Source organism: Verrucomicrobiales bacterium (assembly GCA_016793885.1).
In the GTDB taxonomy this organism is placed as follows: domain Bacteria; phylum Verrucomicrobiota; class Verrucomicrobiia; order Limisphaerales; family UBA11320; genus UBA11320.
Genome location: JAEUHE010000055.1, coordinates 24,035 through 41,512 on the forward strand (window position 1 = coordinate 24,035; position 17,478 = coordinate 41,512).

Annotated in this window: 13 protein-coding genes; 4 read left to right on the top strand and 9 right to left on the bottom strand. The window is 60.4% G+C overall.

Annotated elements, in window-relative coordinates; genetic code table 11:
• Positions 1-6: 6 nt before the first annotated feature.
• From JNN07_07205 to larB, 5 genes are all read right to left on the bottom strand, one after another.
• Positions 7-1,161 (bottom strand): FtsX-like permease family protein, encoded by a 1,155-nt coding sequence (locus tag JNN07_07205; protein ID MBL9167514.1) that lies wholly within the window; start codon positions 1,159-1,161, stop codon positions 7-9.
• Positions 1,158-1,853 (bottom strand): ABC transporter ATP-binding protein, encoded by a 696-nt coding sequence (locus JNN07_07210; GenBank protein MBL9167515.1) that lies wholly within the window; start codon positions 1,851-1,853, stop codon positions 1,158-1,160. The genes JNN07_07205 and JNN07_07210 overlap by 4 nt, the downstream gene beginning before the upstream one ends.
• Positions 1,850-3,085, bottom strand: a complete 1,236-nt coding sequence (locus tag JNN07_07215; protein ID MBL9167516.1) for an efflux RND transporter periplasmic adaptor subunit — start codon at positions 3,083-3,085, stop codon at positions 1,850-1,852. Before JNN07_07215 ends, JNN07_07210 begins: the two co-directional genes overlap by 4 nt.
• A gap of 108 nt (positions 3,086-3,193) precedes the next feature.
• Positions 3,194-4,573: a nickel pincer cofactor biosynthesis protein LarC gene (gene larC / locus JNN07_07220; GenBank protein MBL9167517.1), complete on the bottom strand. Its 1,380-nt coding sequence runs from the start codon at positions 4,571-4,573 to the stop codon at positions 3,194-3,196.
• Positions 4,570-5,334 (bottom strand): nickel pincer cofactor biosynthesis protein LarB, encoded by a 765-nt coding sequence (gene larB, locus JNN07_07225; GenBank protein ID MBL9167518.1) that lies wholly within the window; start codon positions 5,332-5,334, stop codon positions 4,570-4,572. The genes larC and larB overlap by 4 nt, the downstream gene beginning before the upstream one ends.
• 95 nt (positions 5,335-5,429) lie before the next feature.
• Here larB and JNN07_07230 point away from each other — a divergent pair, with 95 nt between their 5' ends.
• The 4 genes from JNN07_07230 (at position 5,430) to JNN07_07245 (ending at position 12,024) form a co-directional block, all read left to right on the top strand.
• Complete coding sequence (locus JNN07_07230; GenBank protein ID MBL9167519.1) at positions 5,430-6,635, top strand: iron-containing alcohol dehydrogenase; 1,206 nt, start codon at positions 5,430-5,432, stop codon at positions 6,633-6,635.
• Positions 6,636-6,712: 77 nt separating this feature from the next.
• Positions 6,713-8,296, top strand: a complete 1,584-nt coding sequence (locus JNN07_07235; protein ID MBL9167520.1) for a phosphoglycerate dehydrogenase — start codon at positions 6,713-6,715, stop codon at positions 8,294-8,296.
• Between the two features lie 30 nt (positions 8,297-8,326).
• Positions 8,327-9,406 (top strand): peptidyl-prolyl cis-trans isomerase, encoded by a 1,080-nt coding sequence (locus JNN07_07240; GenBank protein MBL9167521.1) that lies wholly within the window; start codon positions 8,327-8,329, stop codon positions 9,404-9,406.
• 104 nt (positions 9,407-9,510) lie between these two features.
• The gene (locus JNN07_07245; GenBank protein MBL9167522.1) at positions 9,511-12,024 is read left to right on the top strand and encodes a DEAD/DEAH box helicase; all 2,514 of its coding nucleotides are present in this window, start codon (positions 9,511-9,513) and stop codon (positions 12,022-12,024) included.
• 243 nt (positions 12,025-12,267) lie between these two features.
• Here the strand turns inward: JNN07_07245 and JNN07_07250 are convergent, their stop codons facing one another.
• The 4 genes from JNN07_07250 to JNN07_07265 form a co-directional block, all read right to left on the bottom strand.
• Positions 12,268-13,350, bottom strand: coding sequence for a GNAT family N-acetyltransferase (locus tag JNN07_07250; GenBank protein ID MBL9167523.1), 1,083 nt, complete (start codon positions 13,348-13,350; stop codon positions 12,268-12,270).
• Between the two features lie 192 nt (positions 13,351-13,542).
• Positions 13,543-15,195, bottom strand: a complete 1,653-nt coding sequence (locus JNN07_07255; protein ID MBL9167524.1) for a hypothetical protein — start codon at positions 15,193-15,195, stop codon at positions 13,543-13,545.
• Positions 15,192-15,689 (bottom strand): acyltransferase, encoded by a 498-nt coding sequence (locus JNN07_07260; GenBank protein MBL9167525.1) that lies wholly within the window; start codon positions 15,687-15,689, stop codon positions 15,192-15,194. Before JNN07_07260 ends, JNN07_07255 begins: the two co-directional genes overlap by 4 nt.
• A 57-nt stretch (positions 15,690-15,746) precedes the next feature.
• Entirely contained in the window at positions 15,747-17,411 is a 1,665-nt protein-coding gene (locus JNN07_07265; protein ID MBL9167526.1) for an HAD-IIIC family phosphatase, read from the bottom strand.
• Positions 17,412-17,478 lie beyond the last annotated feature (67 nt).

Below are 17,478 nucleotides of genomic sequence, written 5' to 3' on the forward strand. Positions count from 1 at the left end.
GACGACTCAGAGACGCCTCAAAGCCTCCGACACGCCGATGCGCAGCGCCCGCAGGCTCGGGAAGAATCCCGTCGCCAGTCCTAGCAGCACAGCGAGGGCGACTCCCCACAGCAAATCGGAAGTGGGGAAGTAGAAAACCGGCAGCGCTCCCTGGGTAGGATCCCACGCGGCGATGAGGAGGGCTGCCGTTCCCAATCCCAAGCCTCCCCCAACCAAGGCGGTGAACAGGGATTCAGCGAGAACCAGCACCATCGTCAGCTCGTTGGTGCAGCCGATGGCTTTCAAAACGCCGATTTCGCCGGTTCGCTCCCGCACCGCTTGAGCCATTGTGTTTCCAGAGATCAGCAGGATGGTAAAGAAAACGGCGCTCATGATGGCCTTGGTAATGAGGCCTATGTCCCCTACCTGCTTGGCGAAGGATTGCACGAAAGCCTTCTCACTTTCAGCCTTGGTTTCCCAAGGCGAGTTCATGAACTCCTCATCGATCTGACGCGCCACCCGTTCTGAAACCTCGGGGTCGTTCACTCGAACGACATACCAGCCAACCTGCCCCTTCCCATCCTGGCGCGCCTCCTCGAAATAGTCGTAGCGAAAGAACAGTTGGGTCTCATCGGTCGCGGCATCCGCCGCCTCGTAAATGCCCACCAGATCAAACTCCCATACCGGCGTGTTTCCAGCCCGACGCCAAATCGTGCCTTGAATGGGAATCCGGTCCCCGACCTTAAACCCATACTTCTTGGCCGTTTTCCGACCGATGATCGCGCCGGAACGCTTCTCCAACCAGGCTTTCAGTTGCTCTTCCGGCAGACGAAACTCGGGATACATCTGCAGGTAAGGCACCGGATCCACCGGGATCTGCGGGAAGAAATTCTTAGGCTCCTGATAGATACCCCCGAACCAGGTGCAGGAAACGGCCTGCTTGACACCCGGAATCCGGACGATCCGATCCAGATAGCTCACCGGCAGGGTCTGAATGATCGATGTCTTGTGACGCACCACCAGCCGATCCTGCCCTGCCACCGTCACCCCCGCCTCCATTCCCGCACGGATCGCTGCCAGATAACCGTATAAAAGAAACGCGACCGCGATCGAAGCCAGGGTCAGCAGGGTCCGCACCTTGCGGCGCCAGAGATTGCGCCAGATGAACGGCAGGAATTTCATTCGGGTTGCGTGGCGAACAGACGCCCCTTGTCGAGATAAACCACCCGACCAGCCCGGGCCGAAGCGTGAGGGTCATGCGTGACCATCAACACCGTCTTGCCATACTGCTGATTCAAGGCCTGCAGCAGATTCAGAATCTCGTCTCCCGATTTCCGATCCAGATCCCCCGTCGGCTCATCACAGAGCAGCAAGGTAGGGTCCGTCACGATCGCCCGTGCAATTCCCACCCGCTGCTGCTCACCGCCCGAAAGCTGCTTCGGATAGTGGCCGCTGCGCTGAGACAGCCCCACGATTTCCAGAGCGGCGGAGACATGCTCCCGACGCTCGCGTCGCGACAACGATGTCAGCAGGAGGGGCAATTCAACATTCCGCTCAGCGCTGAGCGTCGGCATCAAGTTGTAAAACTGAAAAACAAAGCCCACGTGACGCGCCCGCCAACCCGCCAACTGGCGATCGCTCAACTGATCGATCGGCTGGCCGTCCACGACCACCGAACCCGAAGTGGGGCGATCCAGTCCTCCGATGAGGTTGAGGAGGGTGCTCTTTCCCGATCCTGAAGGCCCCATGAGGGCCAGAAACTCACCTCGCGCGATCGACAGATCCAACTTCTCCAGCACATGGGTAACTTCGCTCCCCCGCTGGAAGCTCTTCTCCACTCCGGAGACCTCGACCAGCCCTTCGGTTGCACTCATGACTTCTTCTCCCTTATCTTGGCACCATCCACTAAGTCGCCCGGCGGATCCACCACCAGCCTCTCACCGACGGAAAGCCCCGCCACTACTCGAAGCTCGCTCCCTGAAAAAGCCTCGGCCGTGATCGCGCGACGCTCGAGCAAGGCGTCCTTCACGATCCAAACCACCTGCCGTCCACCGACCTCGCGAACCGCGCCTTTGGGAATGATCAATTTCGATGCCGTCGGTGTGGCGGCCGAGCTGTCCTCCGGGCCACGAAAGGCGACTTTCACCCCCATCTGGGGAAGGATGCGCGGGTCGAGCCGATCGAACCCAACGCGGACCTTCACGGTCGCCTTTTGCCGGTCCGCGGTGGGAATGATCGCGATGACCTTGCAGGGAAGCTTCAGGTCGGTGTAGGCATCCAGAGTGGCCTCCACCGATTGCCCGGCGCTGACCCGATTAATGTAGCTCTCGTTCACGTCGACTTCGATCTCCAGGGAATCCATGTCCACCAGGGTGCAGATGCCCGTCCGCGTGAATCCGCCGGAAGACATCGGCGAAACCACCTCGCCGGGCTGGGCGTTCTTCACTGTCACCACCCCAGCGAACGGAGCGCGAATCACCAGATCCTCCAATTGCTGCAACCACAACCCCAAGGAGCGCTCCGCCACCAGGATATCCAAGGTTTGCTTCTCCAAACGGGCCCGCAGGCTGGTGGCGGCCACCTCGGCCTTGTCGAAGGCTTCTTGAGTGCCGATCCGTTCCTGCAGCAGTCGCCGGTATCGAACCAGGTTCGTCTCGGCCTCCGCCAACTGGGCCTGCGTCTCCTTGACGAGGCTACGAGCCGCTTCCAGCTGAGCTTCGGCCAACCTCTGGTTGGCGACCACGTTCGATGAATCCAAGCGGGCCACGACCTGATCGGCCTCCACCTTGGTCCCTTCCTCGACCAACACCTCGATCACCTTCCCGGTGACCTTGGCCGACACGGTGGCCTGCCGGCGGGCGGTCACATAGCCCGAGGCGTTGAGCAGGGTGGGGACGCCCGCGGATCCGGACACCTCCCGAACGGTGGCCACCGTCACTTCCGGAACTCGAGCCCCGGCACCGCGACCCACCAGCCAAAGGCCTGCCGATCCCACCAAGACCACTAGGATGACCAAAACCACCCACCACCATCCCCAGCGCCGCTCCGGCGGCATGGCCTTGCGGTCAATTCGCAACCGGTTTAGGGAATTTTGATCCAAGGCCATTTTGGGGAGGTTATGAGTTATGGGTGCCGAGCTATCCGTTGTGAAGCGGAGAAATCTTATTGGCTGCGCCCCGCCAGCGTTTCATTCATCACCGATAACGTTGAGCTCTTATACAAAGGATCGCCTAGCCAGATCATAAGCCTCTCGCAACGCGACTCCATGAAGCTCCGCCGCCTGCTTGCAAGACTCATATTCAGGGGCAGCGTGAACGATCTTGCCGTCCAGCCAGCCTAGCTTCACCTGAATGTCGCCCAGAGAAGTTTTAGCAACGCGCAGCTCACGCCGCAACTTTCGTCGCTCCCAAAGGCTGCGACGCACCCCAAATGCAGTGGTATCGCGAAGGATCAACTCGCAAAACCGGTCCGCCTCCGCCGGCGCGCACAACACCGACAAGATCACCCCCGGACGGCTCTTCTTCATCTGAATCGGAGTGTAGAACACATCCAAAGCGCCGGAAGCGAGGGCTTTCTCGAGAAAAGAACCCAAAATCTCCGAACTGACATCGTCGAGATTGGTCTCGAGCAAGACCACTTCATCGCGTTCCCAGTCATGAACTGCCACCTCTGCCGACTCACCGAACAGCACCCTCACCACATTGGGCCGAGTCTTGTTTTCCCGCCCCCCTAATCCATACCCGATGCGATCCACCTTAAGCCCGGCCAAGGGACCAAAACTCTCCGCAAACTCGGCCAAAAGGGCCGCGCCGGTCGGGGTCAGTAATTCCGCCGGCTCGTCTGTTTGCTGGATGCAGATCCCGCGGGCGCTCAGAATTTCTAAAGTGGCCGGCGCCGGAAGAGGGAATCGGCCATGGGCACACTGAACAAACCCTACCCCTTCAACGACCGGCCCCGCCAACACACGGGGCCGCCCCAGCAGGTCCAGACCTACGCACGCACCCACAATGTCCACGATGGAATCCACCGCGCCCACTTCATGAAAATGCACCTTGGCCGGAGGCATCCCGTGGATTTTCCCCTCCGACACCGCAATCCGATGAAACACCGCCTGCACCTTCTCCTTCACCCACGCCGACAGCTCACTCTTTCGGATGAGATCTCGGATCTGAGCGTAGTTGCGGCCATGCCCGTGTTCATGCCCGTGTTCATGCCCGTGTTCATGCCCATGTTCAGGCCCATGCTCATGCCCGTGCCCGTGCTCATGCCCGTGCTCATGCCCGTGCTCATGCCCGTGGGAATGGGAGTGGGAATGGGAATGACCGGTAGTTTGGCATTGGCCAGGGTCGTGAGCCTCGTCGTGATGATGCTCGGCCTCGTGAGAATGAGTTCCTGCCTCCTCCAGATGGACGTCAAACTTGGTGCCGGCGATTTGGCCGCGTTCTTGCCGCGAGACGTGCAGGTGATATCCACCCAGTCCGAGTTTCCGAAGCTCCGATTCCAGTTGCAACCGATCCACGCCCAGGTCCAACAGCGCGCCAATGAACATGTCGCCGCTGAGACCGCTAAAAATATCCAAATACAATGTTTTCATGAAAGTTGTCCCGCAGCCAAGGCATTGATCTGGGCGGCGGCATAGCCGGCGCCAAACCCGTTGTTAATGTTGACGACCGTGATACCACTGCTGCAACTGTTCAACATCGCCAGGAGCGCCGTCACCCCCCCGAAGCTGCTGCCATACCCCACGTCGGTCGGAACCGCGATGACCGGCTTGCTCACCAAACCGGAAACCACGCTCGGCAAGGCGCCCTCCATTCCCGCGACGGCAATGATGACTTGAGCCTTCTGGACCTCCTCCAACCGGCGCAGCAGCCGATGAAGTCCAGCCACGCCCACATCGTAAATCCGATCGACCCGATTTCCCATAAACTCAGCCGTCACCGCCGCCTCTTCGGCCACCGGCAGATCGCTCGTCCCGGCACACAGAACCGCGATAGTTCCCGGCAATTTCGGCAACGGTTGGCTCTGCAAGGAAACGCAGCGAGCGGCGTCGTGAACAACGGCTCGACGAAAACGACGTCGTAGCGCCTTGATCTGGACCGCCTCGACCCGCGTGATCAGCACCCGCTTTTCGCTTTTCAAAAGCCGCTCAGCGATGGCCACCACCTGAGGGGCAGTCTTCCCGGCGCCATAAATCACCTCGGGGAAATTCTTGCGCAACGACCGGTGAAGATCCACCTGGGCGAAGCCGAGATCGTCCAGCGGAGCCGTTTGAAACGCACGCAGCACGGTTCCGCGGTCCACTTGACCCTGCTTATACTGGTCTAAAAGGGCCAGCGCCTCAGCCGTCGTCATGGGGGCAACGCTGCCAAGCTCCGCGACCGAAGTCAGCATTTTCTGGTGAGGAGAAGTTGTTTTCAGAATCGAAGGCACCTGTCTAAATGGCCGCTATGCGTTCGTCATGGAATTTTCTGGGAGCAGGACAGCTGACCTTCGGGCCCAACTCCCTGAGCCAATTGGGGCCTTGGATTCAACGCCAAAGGCTGCAGCGATTGTTCGTGATCACTGACCAAAACCTGCTCCGGATCGGCTTGGTCGACCGCCTCACCCAAGTCCTGGCAACCACCGGTGCACAGGTTGAGGTTTTCGCGGACGGCCAGCCCGAGCCTTCCGTAGCCCTGGCCCTCCGGGCATATGAAACGGCGCTGAGCTTCAAGCCGGATGGCATCGTGGGCTTGGGAGGCGGGAGTAACATGGACCTCGCGAAGATCCTGGCCACGCTGCTCAAGCATGGCGGCACACCATCCGACTACTTTGGCTTTGACCGGGTTCCCGGTCCCATCCTGCCGTTGGCCTGCATTCCCACCACGGCTGGCACCGGCAGTGAAGTGTCCCATGCAGCCGTTCTCACCGACGAACGAGAACAAATCAAGGTGAGCACCCTGAGTTCCTACCTTCGCCCCCAACTCGCGCTCGTAGATCCAACGCTCACCTACGGCTGTCCCGCGAAACCTACCGCCGACAGCGGGATGGATGCCTTGACTCACGCGATCGAAGCGTTCACCGCCGTCGACTATCGGCATCTCAACGTGCCCGCAGGGCAACCAACACCCTACGAAGGAAAGACTCCCATGGGCGACCTCTTCGCCGAAAAAGCCATACGCCTCATTGCAGCGCACTTGGTCACCGCTGTGCGACAGCCCCAAAACGAAGAAGCGCGGCACGGCATGGCCCTCGCTGCCACGTTGGCCGGCTTGGCTTTCTCAAACTGTGCCGTCGCTGTGGTCCATGCCCTCGAATACCCACTGGGAGCTGTGCTCCACGTGTCCCATGGAGCTGGGAACGGTCTACTTCTCCCTTTTGTGATGCGCTATAACCTTAACGCGAGACTTCGGGAATTTGCCCAGATCGCTGAGTGGATGGGGGTAAAGACCGCCGGACTCAGTGAGCAGGAGGCGGGTGAAGCCGGGATCCAAAGGATCGAAGAACTTAAACGGGAGTTGGGGATTCCAGAAAATCTGAGACAGATTGGAGCCACGCGGGATCAGCTGCCCGGGTTCGCGGAGAAGGCCTTTGGCATCAAGCGCTTGATGCTGCTGAATCCGCGTTCGCCCTCCCTGGAGGATCTGCAGGGGATTCTCGCAGCAGCGTTTTGAGCATCGAAATTCCCCGAGTGGGTATTTGACCCCGGCCCCCCCCTTCCCTATGCTAGGCTGCCTTGTTTATGAACGTGATGATTTGTGATCCGATTTCGCCCAAAGGCATCGCCCTCTTTAAGCAGCAGTCGCAGTTTAAAGTGACGGTGCTCGAAAAGCGCCTCCCGGAGGCGGAACTACTGCCCCTGGTGGCGGAAGTCGAAGCTTTGGTAGTTCGCTCCGAGACGAAGATCACACGCCGAGTGATCGAAGCCGCTCCCAAGCTCAAAGTGGTTGGTAGAGCGGGGGTTGGGGTTGACAACGTGGATGTTGAAGCCGCGACCCAGAGGGGTATCGTGGTCATGAACACCCCGAGCGGCAACACGATCTCTACGGCTGAACTGACCTTTTCCATGCTGATGGCTCTGGCCAGACACATTCCGCAGGCCCATGGGTCGATGAAGGCCGGGGAGTGGAATCGCAAAGCGTTCTCCGGAACCGAGCTCTATAGCAAGACCCTGGGAGTCCTGGGCATGGGCCGGATTGGCACCGAGGTTGCCCGGCGCGCCCAGGCATTCGGCATGACGGTTCTGGCCTATGATCCCTACCTGTCGGCCGCTCGGGCAAAAGCGATGGGAGTTGAGACCCTTTCGTTGGAAGAGCTGTATGCTCGAGCCGACTTCATCACGGTTCATATGCCCATGACCGAGGAGACCAAGGGCATGATCAACGCCACCACCATGGCCAAGATGAAGAAGGGGGTGCGACTGCTCAACTGCGCACGAGGGGGCATCATCATCGAGAACGACCTGGTGGACGCCATCAAGTCCGGTCAAGTAGCGGGCGCCGCTCTCGATGTCTATGAGTCCGAACCGCTCGCCAAGGATCATCCCCTCCGCGCCCTCCCGCAGGTCATCATGACCCCGCACCTCGGGGCCAGCACCGACGAGGCGCAGGAAAATGTAGGCATCGAGGTCGCCGAGGCGATCACCGACTACCTTTTGAACGGAGCGGTGCGAAATGCGGTCAACCTTCCGAACTTGGACGCCAAAACTTACGCCCAAGTGAAGCCGTACCTGACCTTGGGGGAGAAGCTGGGACGACTGCTAGCCCAACTGGCCCCCAAACAAAACGACCGAATCTATATCACTTACGGCGGTAAAGCGCAGGAATTGCCCACGACCGACCCTGTAACCCGAGCCATCGTGCGCGGGTTTCTCGAGCCGAGCGCTGGCAAGGACCTGAATTACGTCAACGTGAGAACCATCGCTTCAGCCCGAGGATTGACCATCGAGGAGAGGAAGTCTGACGAGCCGGTCACGTTCAATGAATGGCTGCACGTGGCGGTGTTCTCAGGCGACCAGAAAGTCTCCGCCGGGGGCACCTTCTTCGGCTCCCCGAACAACCCGCGCATTGTCCGAGTGCTCAGCCAACCAGTCGAGCTGAACCTCGATGGAATTTTCCTCCTGCTCAACAACAAGGACCGTCCCGGGATCGTAGGATATCTGGGAACCTTGCTGGCCAAGCACGGAGTGAACATCGCCAGCATGAGCCTTAGCCGGGATGCTGCCGGCGGCCAGGCACTCTCCGTGTTCCAACTGGACAGCGTCCCTCCGCAATCGCTTTTGACAGAGATTCACAACGATAAGGACATCAGCAATGTTCGAGTCGTGAGGCTCTGATGGTGATGAAACACCGCCGGTCACCCAACTATGAATCCGCCAACCCAACTTCTTAAACCGCTCGGTCTGCCCCTGCTGATGGGCGCTCTGCTTGCCATAGCGATCCCCGCGCCCGCAGCGGATACGCTCACCTCCCTCTTTGGTGACCCAGTGATCGCCACCGGTAAAAATGTCGAGGTCAAGCGCAGTCAGCTGGACGAGGCGTTCATCTCCTATCGCGCCAATCTGGCGGCCCGGGGCGACGACATCCAGGACGATCAACGGACACGCAAGGAGATCGGGCTGCTGGAACGCATCATCCTGACCCAGGTCCTCACCAGCCGCGCCACGGAAAGCGACCGGACCAACGCGGCCGCCATGGCCACCCGGTTCTTGGCGGACGCTCGAAAGTCAGCCGGCGAGAGCGACGAAGCCTTTGAGCGGCATCTCCGCGCCCTAGGACTCACTGGGAAAAAATTCACGGAACGGGTGAAGGAGCAGTCGTTGGTGGAAACCATCCTGGATCGGGAGCTGAAAACCTCCATCAGCGTCACCGAAGCCGACGTCAAAAAATTCTACAGTGAAAACACGACCCGATTCCAGCAACCCGAGATCGCCAAGGGAAATCACATTATCGGCTACACCAAGGATCCCCGGACGGGAACCGAGCTCACGGCCGAGCAGGTCCGTGTGAAACGCGAGCGACTGCAGCGCGCGCAGACCAGAGCCAAGGCCGGGGAAGACTTTCTCACCCTGCTCAAGGAGTATTCGGACGACCCGAACGCAGCCGAGCGCAAAGGCGAATTCGTCATTCCCCGACTGGGCAAACTTCCGGAAATCGAAAGTGCCGTTTTCACCCTGCCGATCAACGCGGTAAGCGACATCATCGTCACGCCGAACGCGCTGCACGTGCTGAAGGTGACGGAGCGAACGCCCGCCCGCCAAACCGAGTTCGAAAAGGTGCAGGAGGACATCCGAAAGCATCTCGCGCATCGGGAGATGGAGAAACGACTTCCCGAGTTCTTCGCCAAACTGAAATCCGAGGCCAACCTGCAGATCAAGGATCCCAAGTATAAGGCGGTTCTTGAAACCACCTCCTCCGACGCCTTCGAGAACACGTTGGGGAAATAGCGTAAAGTCGGGACGGGGGCAGCCACTCTCCGCCTTCCCCCAAGGCAGAGGAAACATGGCCCACACGTGTTCGAACGGAATGGGGGCCAAACGCCTCACCTGCCGTGGACTCGTTCTCTGGAATTTTTGCGGACCACTCAGGCCTCAACCAGGTCTCGGTGCCCGACCTCTGGCAACAGCAAGCTGTCGCGGCGCTGCGTGATGGCAAGGATGTGGTGGTGCACGCGCCCACCGGCTCCGGCAAGACGCTGGTATTCGAACTCTGGAGCCATCAGGGCCGCCCCAAAGGACAGGCCATCTACACGGTCCCGACTCGAGCGCTTGCCAATGACAAGCTGGCGGAGTGGAGGGGTCGAGGCTGGAACGTAGGCATCGCCACCGGGGACCTGGCCGAGAACCTCGATGCTCCCATCATCGTCGCGACTCTCGAAACCCAGAAAAGGCGGCTGATCCGCGGGGAGGGCCCCCAGCTGCTGGTCGTGGACGAATATCAGATGCTCGGCGATCCTGATCGAGGGTTGAACTATGAACTCGCGATCGCCCTTGCTCCCGCCCACACGCAATTGCTGCTGCTGAGCGGCAGCGTGGCCAACCCACACGATCTGGTCAAATGGTTGACCCGTTTGGGCCGCAGCGCCGTTCTGATCCGACATGAGGAGAGGGCGGTGCCGCTGGAGGAGGTTCACGCCAACAGCTTGAACCACCACGTGCCCACCGAAATCAAAGGGTACTGGCCTCGGCTGATCGCCCGCGTGCTGGCCGAGGGATTGGGTCCGCTTCTGGTTTTCGCTCCGCGCCGCCAGGCCGCCGAGGAACTGGCCGCCGAACTCTCCCGCTTCCTACCCACCCCGAATCCTCTCTCGCTCACCGTGGAGCAGAAGCAGCTGGTCGGCGATCATCTCTACAAGCTGTTGAAAAACCGGGTCGCCTACCATCATAGCGGCCTCAGTTACGGAGCTCGAGCAGGGGTCATCGAACCGCTGGCCAAGGCAGGGCAGCTCCGAGTCGTGGTGGCGACCATGGGCCTGGCCGCCGGCATTAACTTCTCACTCCGCAGCGTCGCCCTCGCCGGAGAATCGTACCGCCGAGATCAGGTCGAACAGCCGCTGCGGCCCGACGAACTCATCCAAATGTTCGGGCGCGCGGGTCGACGAGGCATCGACGAGGTCGGATACGTCATCGTCACCGCCAATGAGATTCGCATGCACGAAGCTCACCCGGGACATCTCAGCCGAACCGCGCAGGTGGATTGGAGCGCCCTGCTCGGCCTCATGCGGGAAGCCGCCCTACAAGGGAAGGAACCGTTCGCCGAGGCGGTTCGCGCTCAGGAGCGGCTGTTCACCACCAAGCCCATCTGGCTCGGGGTGGAAGAATCGCTGAAGAATCCAAATCCCCCGTGCGGATTGAGCACCGACACCGAGAGAGCTCGCCACGTGCGGCGACGGGTGCGGGAATTCCTCAATCCGCAGGGAGAATGGGAAGCTTGGAAGCCGCTGGTAGATCGCCCGGCGGGTGAGGTGATCAGCCCTCAGCCAGCCGAGGCCGTGGAGCCGGCAAACGGCAGCAGCGTTCCACCCGCGTGGGTGACAGTGCTGAGCGTGCCCGAGGCCCTGGAGAAGATCGGGTTCGGCGGACTGACCGTGATTGAAGAGCGGGAAGGAAGGAAGATCTGGGGACGAAGCCTGACGGTCGCTGATGTCACTCACGACCAGAAGGTCGTGCTGACCAAATGGACGAGGCGGATCACCGCTTGGGGCCGACGAGAGACCACCCTCGCCCTATGGGAGACCGAGGTCCTGCCCATCCTGAAGCGAAACCTCGCCGCCAAAAAGCTACCGATCGTGCGCACCGAACGTCACGAGTTCAACATCACTGCGTTCGTCAGCCTCGAGGAACAGCCGCTCAAAGCGCTGATCGACCGCCATGGCCAGGCACTCTGGCAGCCGCCTATCCGGGACGTGACCCCCACCGATTGCGGCAAATGCTCCCTGGCCCCCACCTGCCAGACGATTTCCGCCGCACCCGGCGTCGCCGCAATGTGGCGTCGGCTGGGATTAGTAAGCGCCAACGGTCGCCCCACTCGTCGGGGGGAGATTGTCAGCTGCTTCGCCCACGGAGACGGGCTGGCCGTAGCAGCCGGGCTGGAGGATGAAACCTATCCCATCAGTGAGATGGTGTATGATCTGGCCGACCTCGATGCTGGATTCCGCTTCTGCGGGGAGGAAAATCGGTGGGCCGGCCGCCTCGCTCTGTGCTGCCACCAGGTGTTCGGGTTTCAAAGCATCCCAGGCTACCTGGAGAACGGACTTCCTTTGAAGTATGGCTCTGGAGCCGAGACGATCGTGGCCTCGGTGCATCGGGATCCTGCCTCGAAATCGAAATGGGTGCGGCCCTTCCTAGGCATGGGGGATATTGATCGGATGATCATCGAGTGGCGAAGCCTGCTGCGGCAGATTACGCACTCTCCGGCGATCGAGTGGGATCGTTGGAGCAGCCTGCAGACGCTGGCGAAGGAGATCCTCGCGGAGACCGAGTCTCCGACGCTCATCGATCTGCCGCCGCTGGAATACACTCAGACGAAACGCGTCGATCATCGACTGGCTCTTCGACGCCACTAGCAGGCCGTCGGACTTAGAATGTCGTTCGGTCTGACCGCTTAGAACCGGTTTGTTTTGCCTCAATTCATCCCGCTCCGCTTGCTTTTCAGACCGCCCCCACCATTCGGTGTAGTCTTTTCGGAGTGTAGGCAGCACATCGGCTCTTTTCCGCAGGAAAAATATCTAGCAGCAAACACCGCCGACGCGATCCCCCAGTTTCCGCACCTCACAACAGCCGTGCCATCGCGACGGCGGTGTTTGCTGCTAGCCCTGCACCTTGGCCAGAAGCGGACGAAACATCCTTTGGCCCAGCGGGGAGTCCAGGAAGGTGCCTCCACCCACCGCCAAAAAGGTGCGGAGAACGGGGTGATAGGCCATGGACCGCGCCTCGGGAAGGACAATAGCTTGCCCCCCAAAACCAAGTTTGAAGAGCGACATGCCGGAGGTGTTCGATTTTGGCAGAGGACGACCGGCCAGAAACGCTTCAGCACTCGCCCGCTCCACCCCCAAGAAGTCGAACGTGCAGCAGCCGTGGTCCTGCGCCCACTCGATCGTCCGCCACCAAAGAACCTCATTGGGATGCAGCTTGCCGTGCCGACCGGACCACCCGACTCGCCAGGCGCGAAAAGCCCTACCCATCATCAGCCCAAACAAACCCGCTATAGGCTCCCCTTCGTGTTCCACAAAAAAAAGACGTGCGCTGCCGCGCGGGCTGAATGCATCCCAGAGTTCTTGGTAGAACCTGGGCTGAGGCGGGTTGGGTGAAACGCCTCTTCGCTGGCAGAGAGCGCTCAGCATCGAGAAAAACAGATCCAGATCAGCGCGACCCCCTTCGCGAAACCGCAGCCCGGACCGGACTCCCGATCGCACGTAGTTCCTCAGGGTTGCACGGAGACGCGCGAAGAGCGTTTCGCGATCCAAGGCCAGGTCCAGAACCGTCGTGGCTCCCATAAGGTTCGCGGGAGGCAGGCTGTCCGGATGTCGACGAAACCCGACACGGTCCAGCTCATCGGTCAGCCGGTTCGCCTCGGCCGGGAGGTCGAGCACCAGATAACTTAAGCCCAATTCCCTTCCCAGATTGGCCAGGGAACTAGCGAGGCGCCGCTGCCAGGCGGGATCCTCAAGGGGTCCGACTGGACCTTTGGGCAGATAGCCAATCCTTCCCAACCGGCCGGCCGACCTCAGAAGAACTTGAGCACCCGCCACGATGGTCCCATCACGCTCGAACAAAAGCCGCGCCGGCCTCCACGGCGCTACCCGGCTTTTGGCCTGGGCCCAAAGCGAGGTTTGCTCATGATGCCCCATCCACTCACCCTCCAGGAAGGCATCCCAGGCAGGATCACTCATCTCCATGGAAATCCGGGAACTGGGCGAGGGATCGTTCACGCGAGTAACCGTCCGAAACCTGAGTGCAGAGCCGTGATGAAGGAAAAGGTCCGGAAGATGGCGAGCTTCCTGGAATGAGAGGTTGGGCTGGCGGAGAGGCTCATGGGTCGAGCAACGGGAGCGAGGAGCGACCGCCGCGGGAAGATCACGAGGTCAGTGATCGAGCTTCCGACGCTTCACCAGAGGCTTGGATCGATCCCGGACCTCGCACATCACACGCCGCATCAGCGCCCAGGCCGGAAGAGGAAGTGAACCGCACCGATGCGGATCCTCCGAGCGAAGCAGTCTTGCCTTAAGCCAGACCTCCTCCCCGGGGCTCACCGTCATCGGTTGATGATCGCGGATGAATTGGAATGGCGGAGCGGCCAAAGACGCCGACCGCGACGCCTGGAATTCGTCGACAGAGTTGCCGGGAAGGGGCGAGGGAACATCCACTACCAGCCTCTCGACCCCTTCGGGAATCACAACCCGAAGTCGAGCCCCCATGGGACGCACCCACAAGGTCGAGCCCTGCCTCCGAGTTAGGTAGTTTGAGCGCTGGATTTCATCCATATTGCACCAGCGCACCGGCCCTAGACGGTTGATCTGGGCAGCCAGATCGAAGATCAGCCCCAGCCCGTCCGCCATGGTATCATGATGCCCCACCGGAATGATGGGCCGGTCCAAGAAAGCCGAAACAACCGCATCGCCGAGGGAGGTGGCGCAAAAGCGGAACCGCGGAACCACCGGAAATCCACCGCGAGTGATCTCAGCCAGCTTGAGGCCGAACGCAGCTCCCCAGTCATAACCCTGGTTCCACAGCCTCAGGGACCAGGGCGAGATACAAGCTCCCTCCATTCCCAGGGTGAGCATTACATGCATCATGCTCACCGAGCAGGCTCCGTGCGGGGCGGCCATTGAACGGGAAACCGAGACGCCCGTCCGAGCCTCGAACTTCTCAATCCTGCGAAAAGCCTGAGCGATGAGCCGTCGATCCGTGTTGCTGTCGTTGCTGCCGAGCAACTCCGCGTGGAGATGATTGCTCCCGTGGAACAGCAGAGAGAGTTGATCAGCCCCCTCGCGGAAGAGCTTTACCGACGCGCTGTCGGCGTACCAGCAGTCCAACGGGACCATCGCCATGGTGACATGGAACCTTTCACTGCGCCCAAACTCCACCAACTCCCGAAAGGGCAAAAATCCATAGGTCGGCCAGTGCAGGTTCGGATCATCGAACATGAAGCACGCACGAAGTCCAGGAGGCTGCCATCCAGTCTCCCCCACCACTCGCCGAAGAAAATGAATCAGCGGCAGCAGCCGCAAAAAGTGGGCGCCATGGCAGTACTCCAACGGATACTCCCCATCGGCCAAGGCGGGCGGCCCCCAAACTACGAAATCAGCCGAGGCTGCGCCCCGAGAACGATGAACCCACACGGCCTGCCCAGCGACAGTCGCCTGCACCTGATCTCCTATCCCCACGGCCAGCGGTTGAAATCCACCCGGGTTCTTGTGCGGTAGCCGATGTCCCCTCAAGCGCAGGTCAAGGTGGTTGCCGGTACCGAAGGCCACCTGGATATCCTCGGTGCCAGCGTCCGCCGTTGAGCCGGCTCCCATCACGACATAAACAGGCTTTCCGCAGTCCAATACAAACGCAAGCGCCTGCTCGCCACCACCCAAGAACAGCACCGCATCCCCCTCGGAGATCCGACTCAGGTCGCCCCCGGGAACAAAGTCCAGCGGCAGCAAGTCGCTCAGGGCAGACCAAACCCGCGCACCCGACGCCTCCAATCCCGGAAACACCACGACTCGTTTTCTAGCTAGGTGACTCATGCTTCAGCTCGAGGTCCCTTTTTCTTAATCGGACGCAGGGAACGGTAAAAAGCCTTCAGACTGTCATCCCCGACCAAGGTCAGACCACAGGTGGCGATCGGACGCGCAGGATTACCCTGAACGACGGTCATTGCGGGAACCGAGGCCGACACCACGCTTCCGGCGGTGACCACCGCACCCTTGCCGATCGTGACATTGGGCAAAATGATCGCACCCGGCCCGATAAAGACCTCATCCTCGATCGTGATGCCTTCGGCTCCCCGAAAATGGGCTATAAACATTGCGCGCACGCTGATAACGACCCGGCTTCCGATGCGGATCAGGTGGGGGCGAGAGGTCTCCAGAATCACGTCGTAGCCGATCCAAGTTCCCTCGCCGATGGTAACTCCCCGCCACCGGTGCAGCTTGACCCGCAGGCCAGTGGCTCCCGGCGCAATCCGCGCCACCGTTTGCAGGCTGCGCTTAACCGCGCCCATGATTGCCGATTCGTTCATGTTTAGCTCAGCTGATCTCGTCGAACCATCGCCAGGGTGTCCATGCCCGCCTCGAGGCTACTTCTCCAGTTTGACAAAGGGAACCCTGGGATAAGGGGCCTCCGACTTCCAGACAAAGCGGTCTCCCTCGCCGCGTACAAAGCCCGATTTCGAAAAAAGGTCCAGGCAAGGCTTGTTCTTGGGAGTAGGAAGGTAGACGGCTTCCACCTCGCTGAGGCCCAGTTTACGCGCCCACTCGACCGCCAGATGGAGCATTGTCTCCTCGGCTTTTCTCCCCAAGACCCGGCAGCTCAGCACGAAGTCCACGATCCGCGCCCGGCCATCAACCACAGCGAGTCCAAGCAGACCCGTCAACCCTGAGTCGCCGTACTTGTCCTCCACACGAACCGTCCAAACCCAATGATCCGCCTGATGGCTCCAGTCCAGGAATTCAGGCTCCGTAAGCCTCCGGGTTGAAAGGTTCATCTGGTTGGTCTTGTTGAGCAGCTGGGTGGCTCGGGCCAAGTTCTCCTGGGATAAGGGACTCACCCTGACAACGATTTCAAGCTTCTCCAACCAATCATCCAAAGATCCCACCGTGCTCCGTAACTCGTCCCGCTGACGGTCGGTGGTATACATCGAAGCTCGCGCTCGATCCTCCTGAGTGATCCCGGGCCGATCGAAGCAGTCCAGGGCCAACAGCGCCTGAACGTATTGCTTCTTGTCCACGGGCCAATCTGGAACCAGCACTTCCGGCAACGCCTCCTTGACCCGTTCGCGCTCGACGGGATTGTCATCCAGAAAAACCGCAGAATCCAAGCCCAGGTTCAACTCCGCCATCAGGTCGGAGATGTTCTTAGCCTTGTCCTGCCAGTTGATGCGCCAACCCGCAAAATCCTCCACCCTCAAGATCATCTCCGGATGCTGCCTGATGGCATCCAACGCGACGCTTTCCTCGTTCTTGCTAACGATGCCCAGAATCACGCCGCGGCGCGTCAGTGACTTCAGCTCCCTCTGGAAATCGACCAGGGCTTCTCCGACCGGATCATGTCCGCCCAACACCAGCTGTCGCCAGCCATCATCTCCCACAATTCCGCCCCAAAGGGTATCGTCCAGATCACAGATGATCACCTTTCTGGATTTTCCCTGGATTCCGCGAATCCCGGATCGCAGATCGCGGGCAGCCGCTTTAAAAACCTCGTTTGAAAATGGGATTTTTCCGAGGTACCACAGCCTGGCGCTGTGAGCCCCCGCCCCCGACAGCTCGAGCCACTTGGAGGTCAGCAAGGGAAAAATATTGGCCTGGCCGTCCAATCGTTCCAGCAGCCGCTCATTCGCGCGCATCAGCGCCCGGGCAACCCCGTGTTGTCCAGACAGGTCGAGCAGACCATGGCCGGGATGACAGGGGGGCAGGGACCAAAGCGGCACGAAGAGAAGCGAGGTGCGACTAGCGGCAGCGAGGAGCAGGGCAGCAAAGTCGTCCACCTGCTGAAGCAGTTGGTCCAGCGAGCTTTCCTGAAACTCGATCCATCGACGAAACGCCATCAGGGCCGACTCCGGACGTGTCCACACCAAGGTGAAATCCGGACGCGGCGACCACTCTTCCGCCCCGGCATCCAGCAGCGCCTGGGTCACCTGGCCATAGGAAACCTTCACCGACTCGATCAATGGCTTCTGTTTGTCGTTCCTTAAATAGGAAGCCAAGTTCTCGATATTAAAATCAGAGATCAACAGCCCGTTCACAAATCACCTTCGCGTTGGTTTGTCGCTTGCCAGGCACTCCGTGCCCTGCCTGAGGCAGCCTACCGTC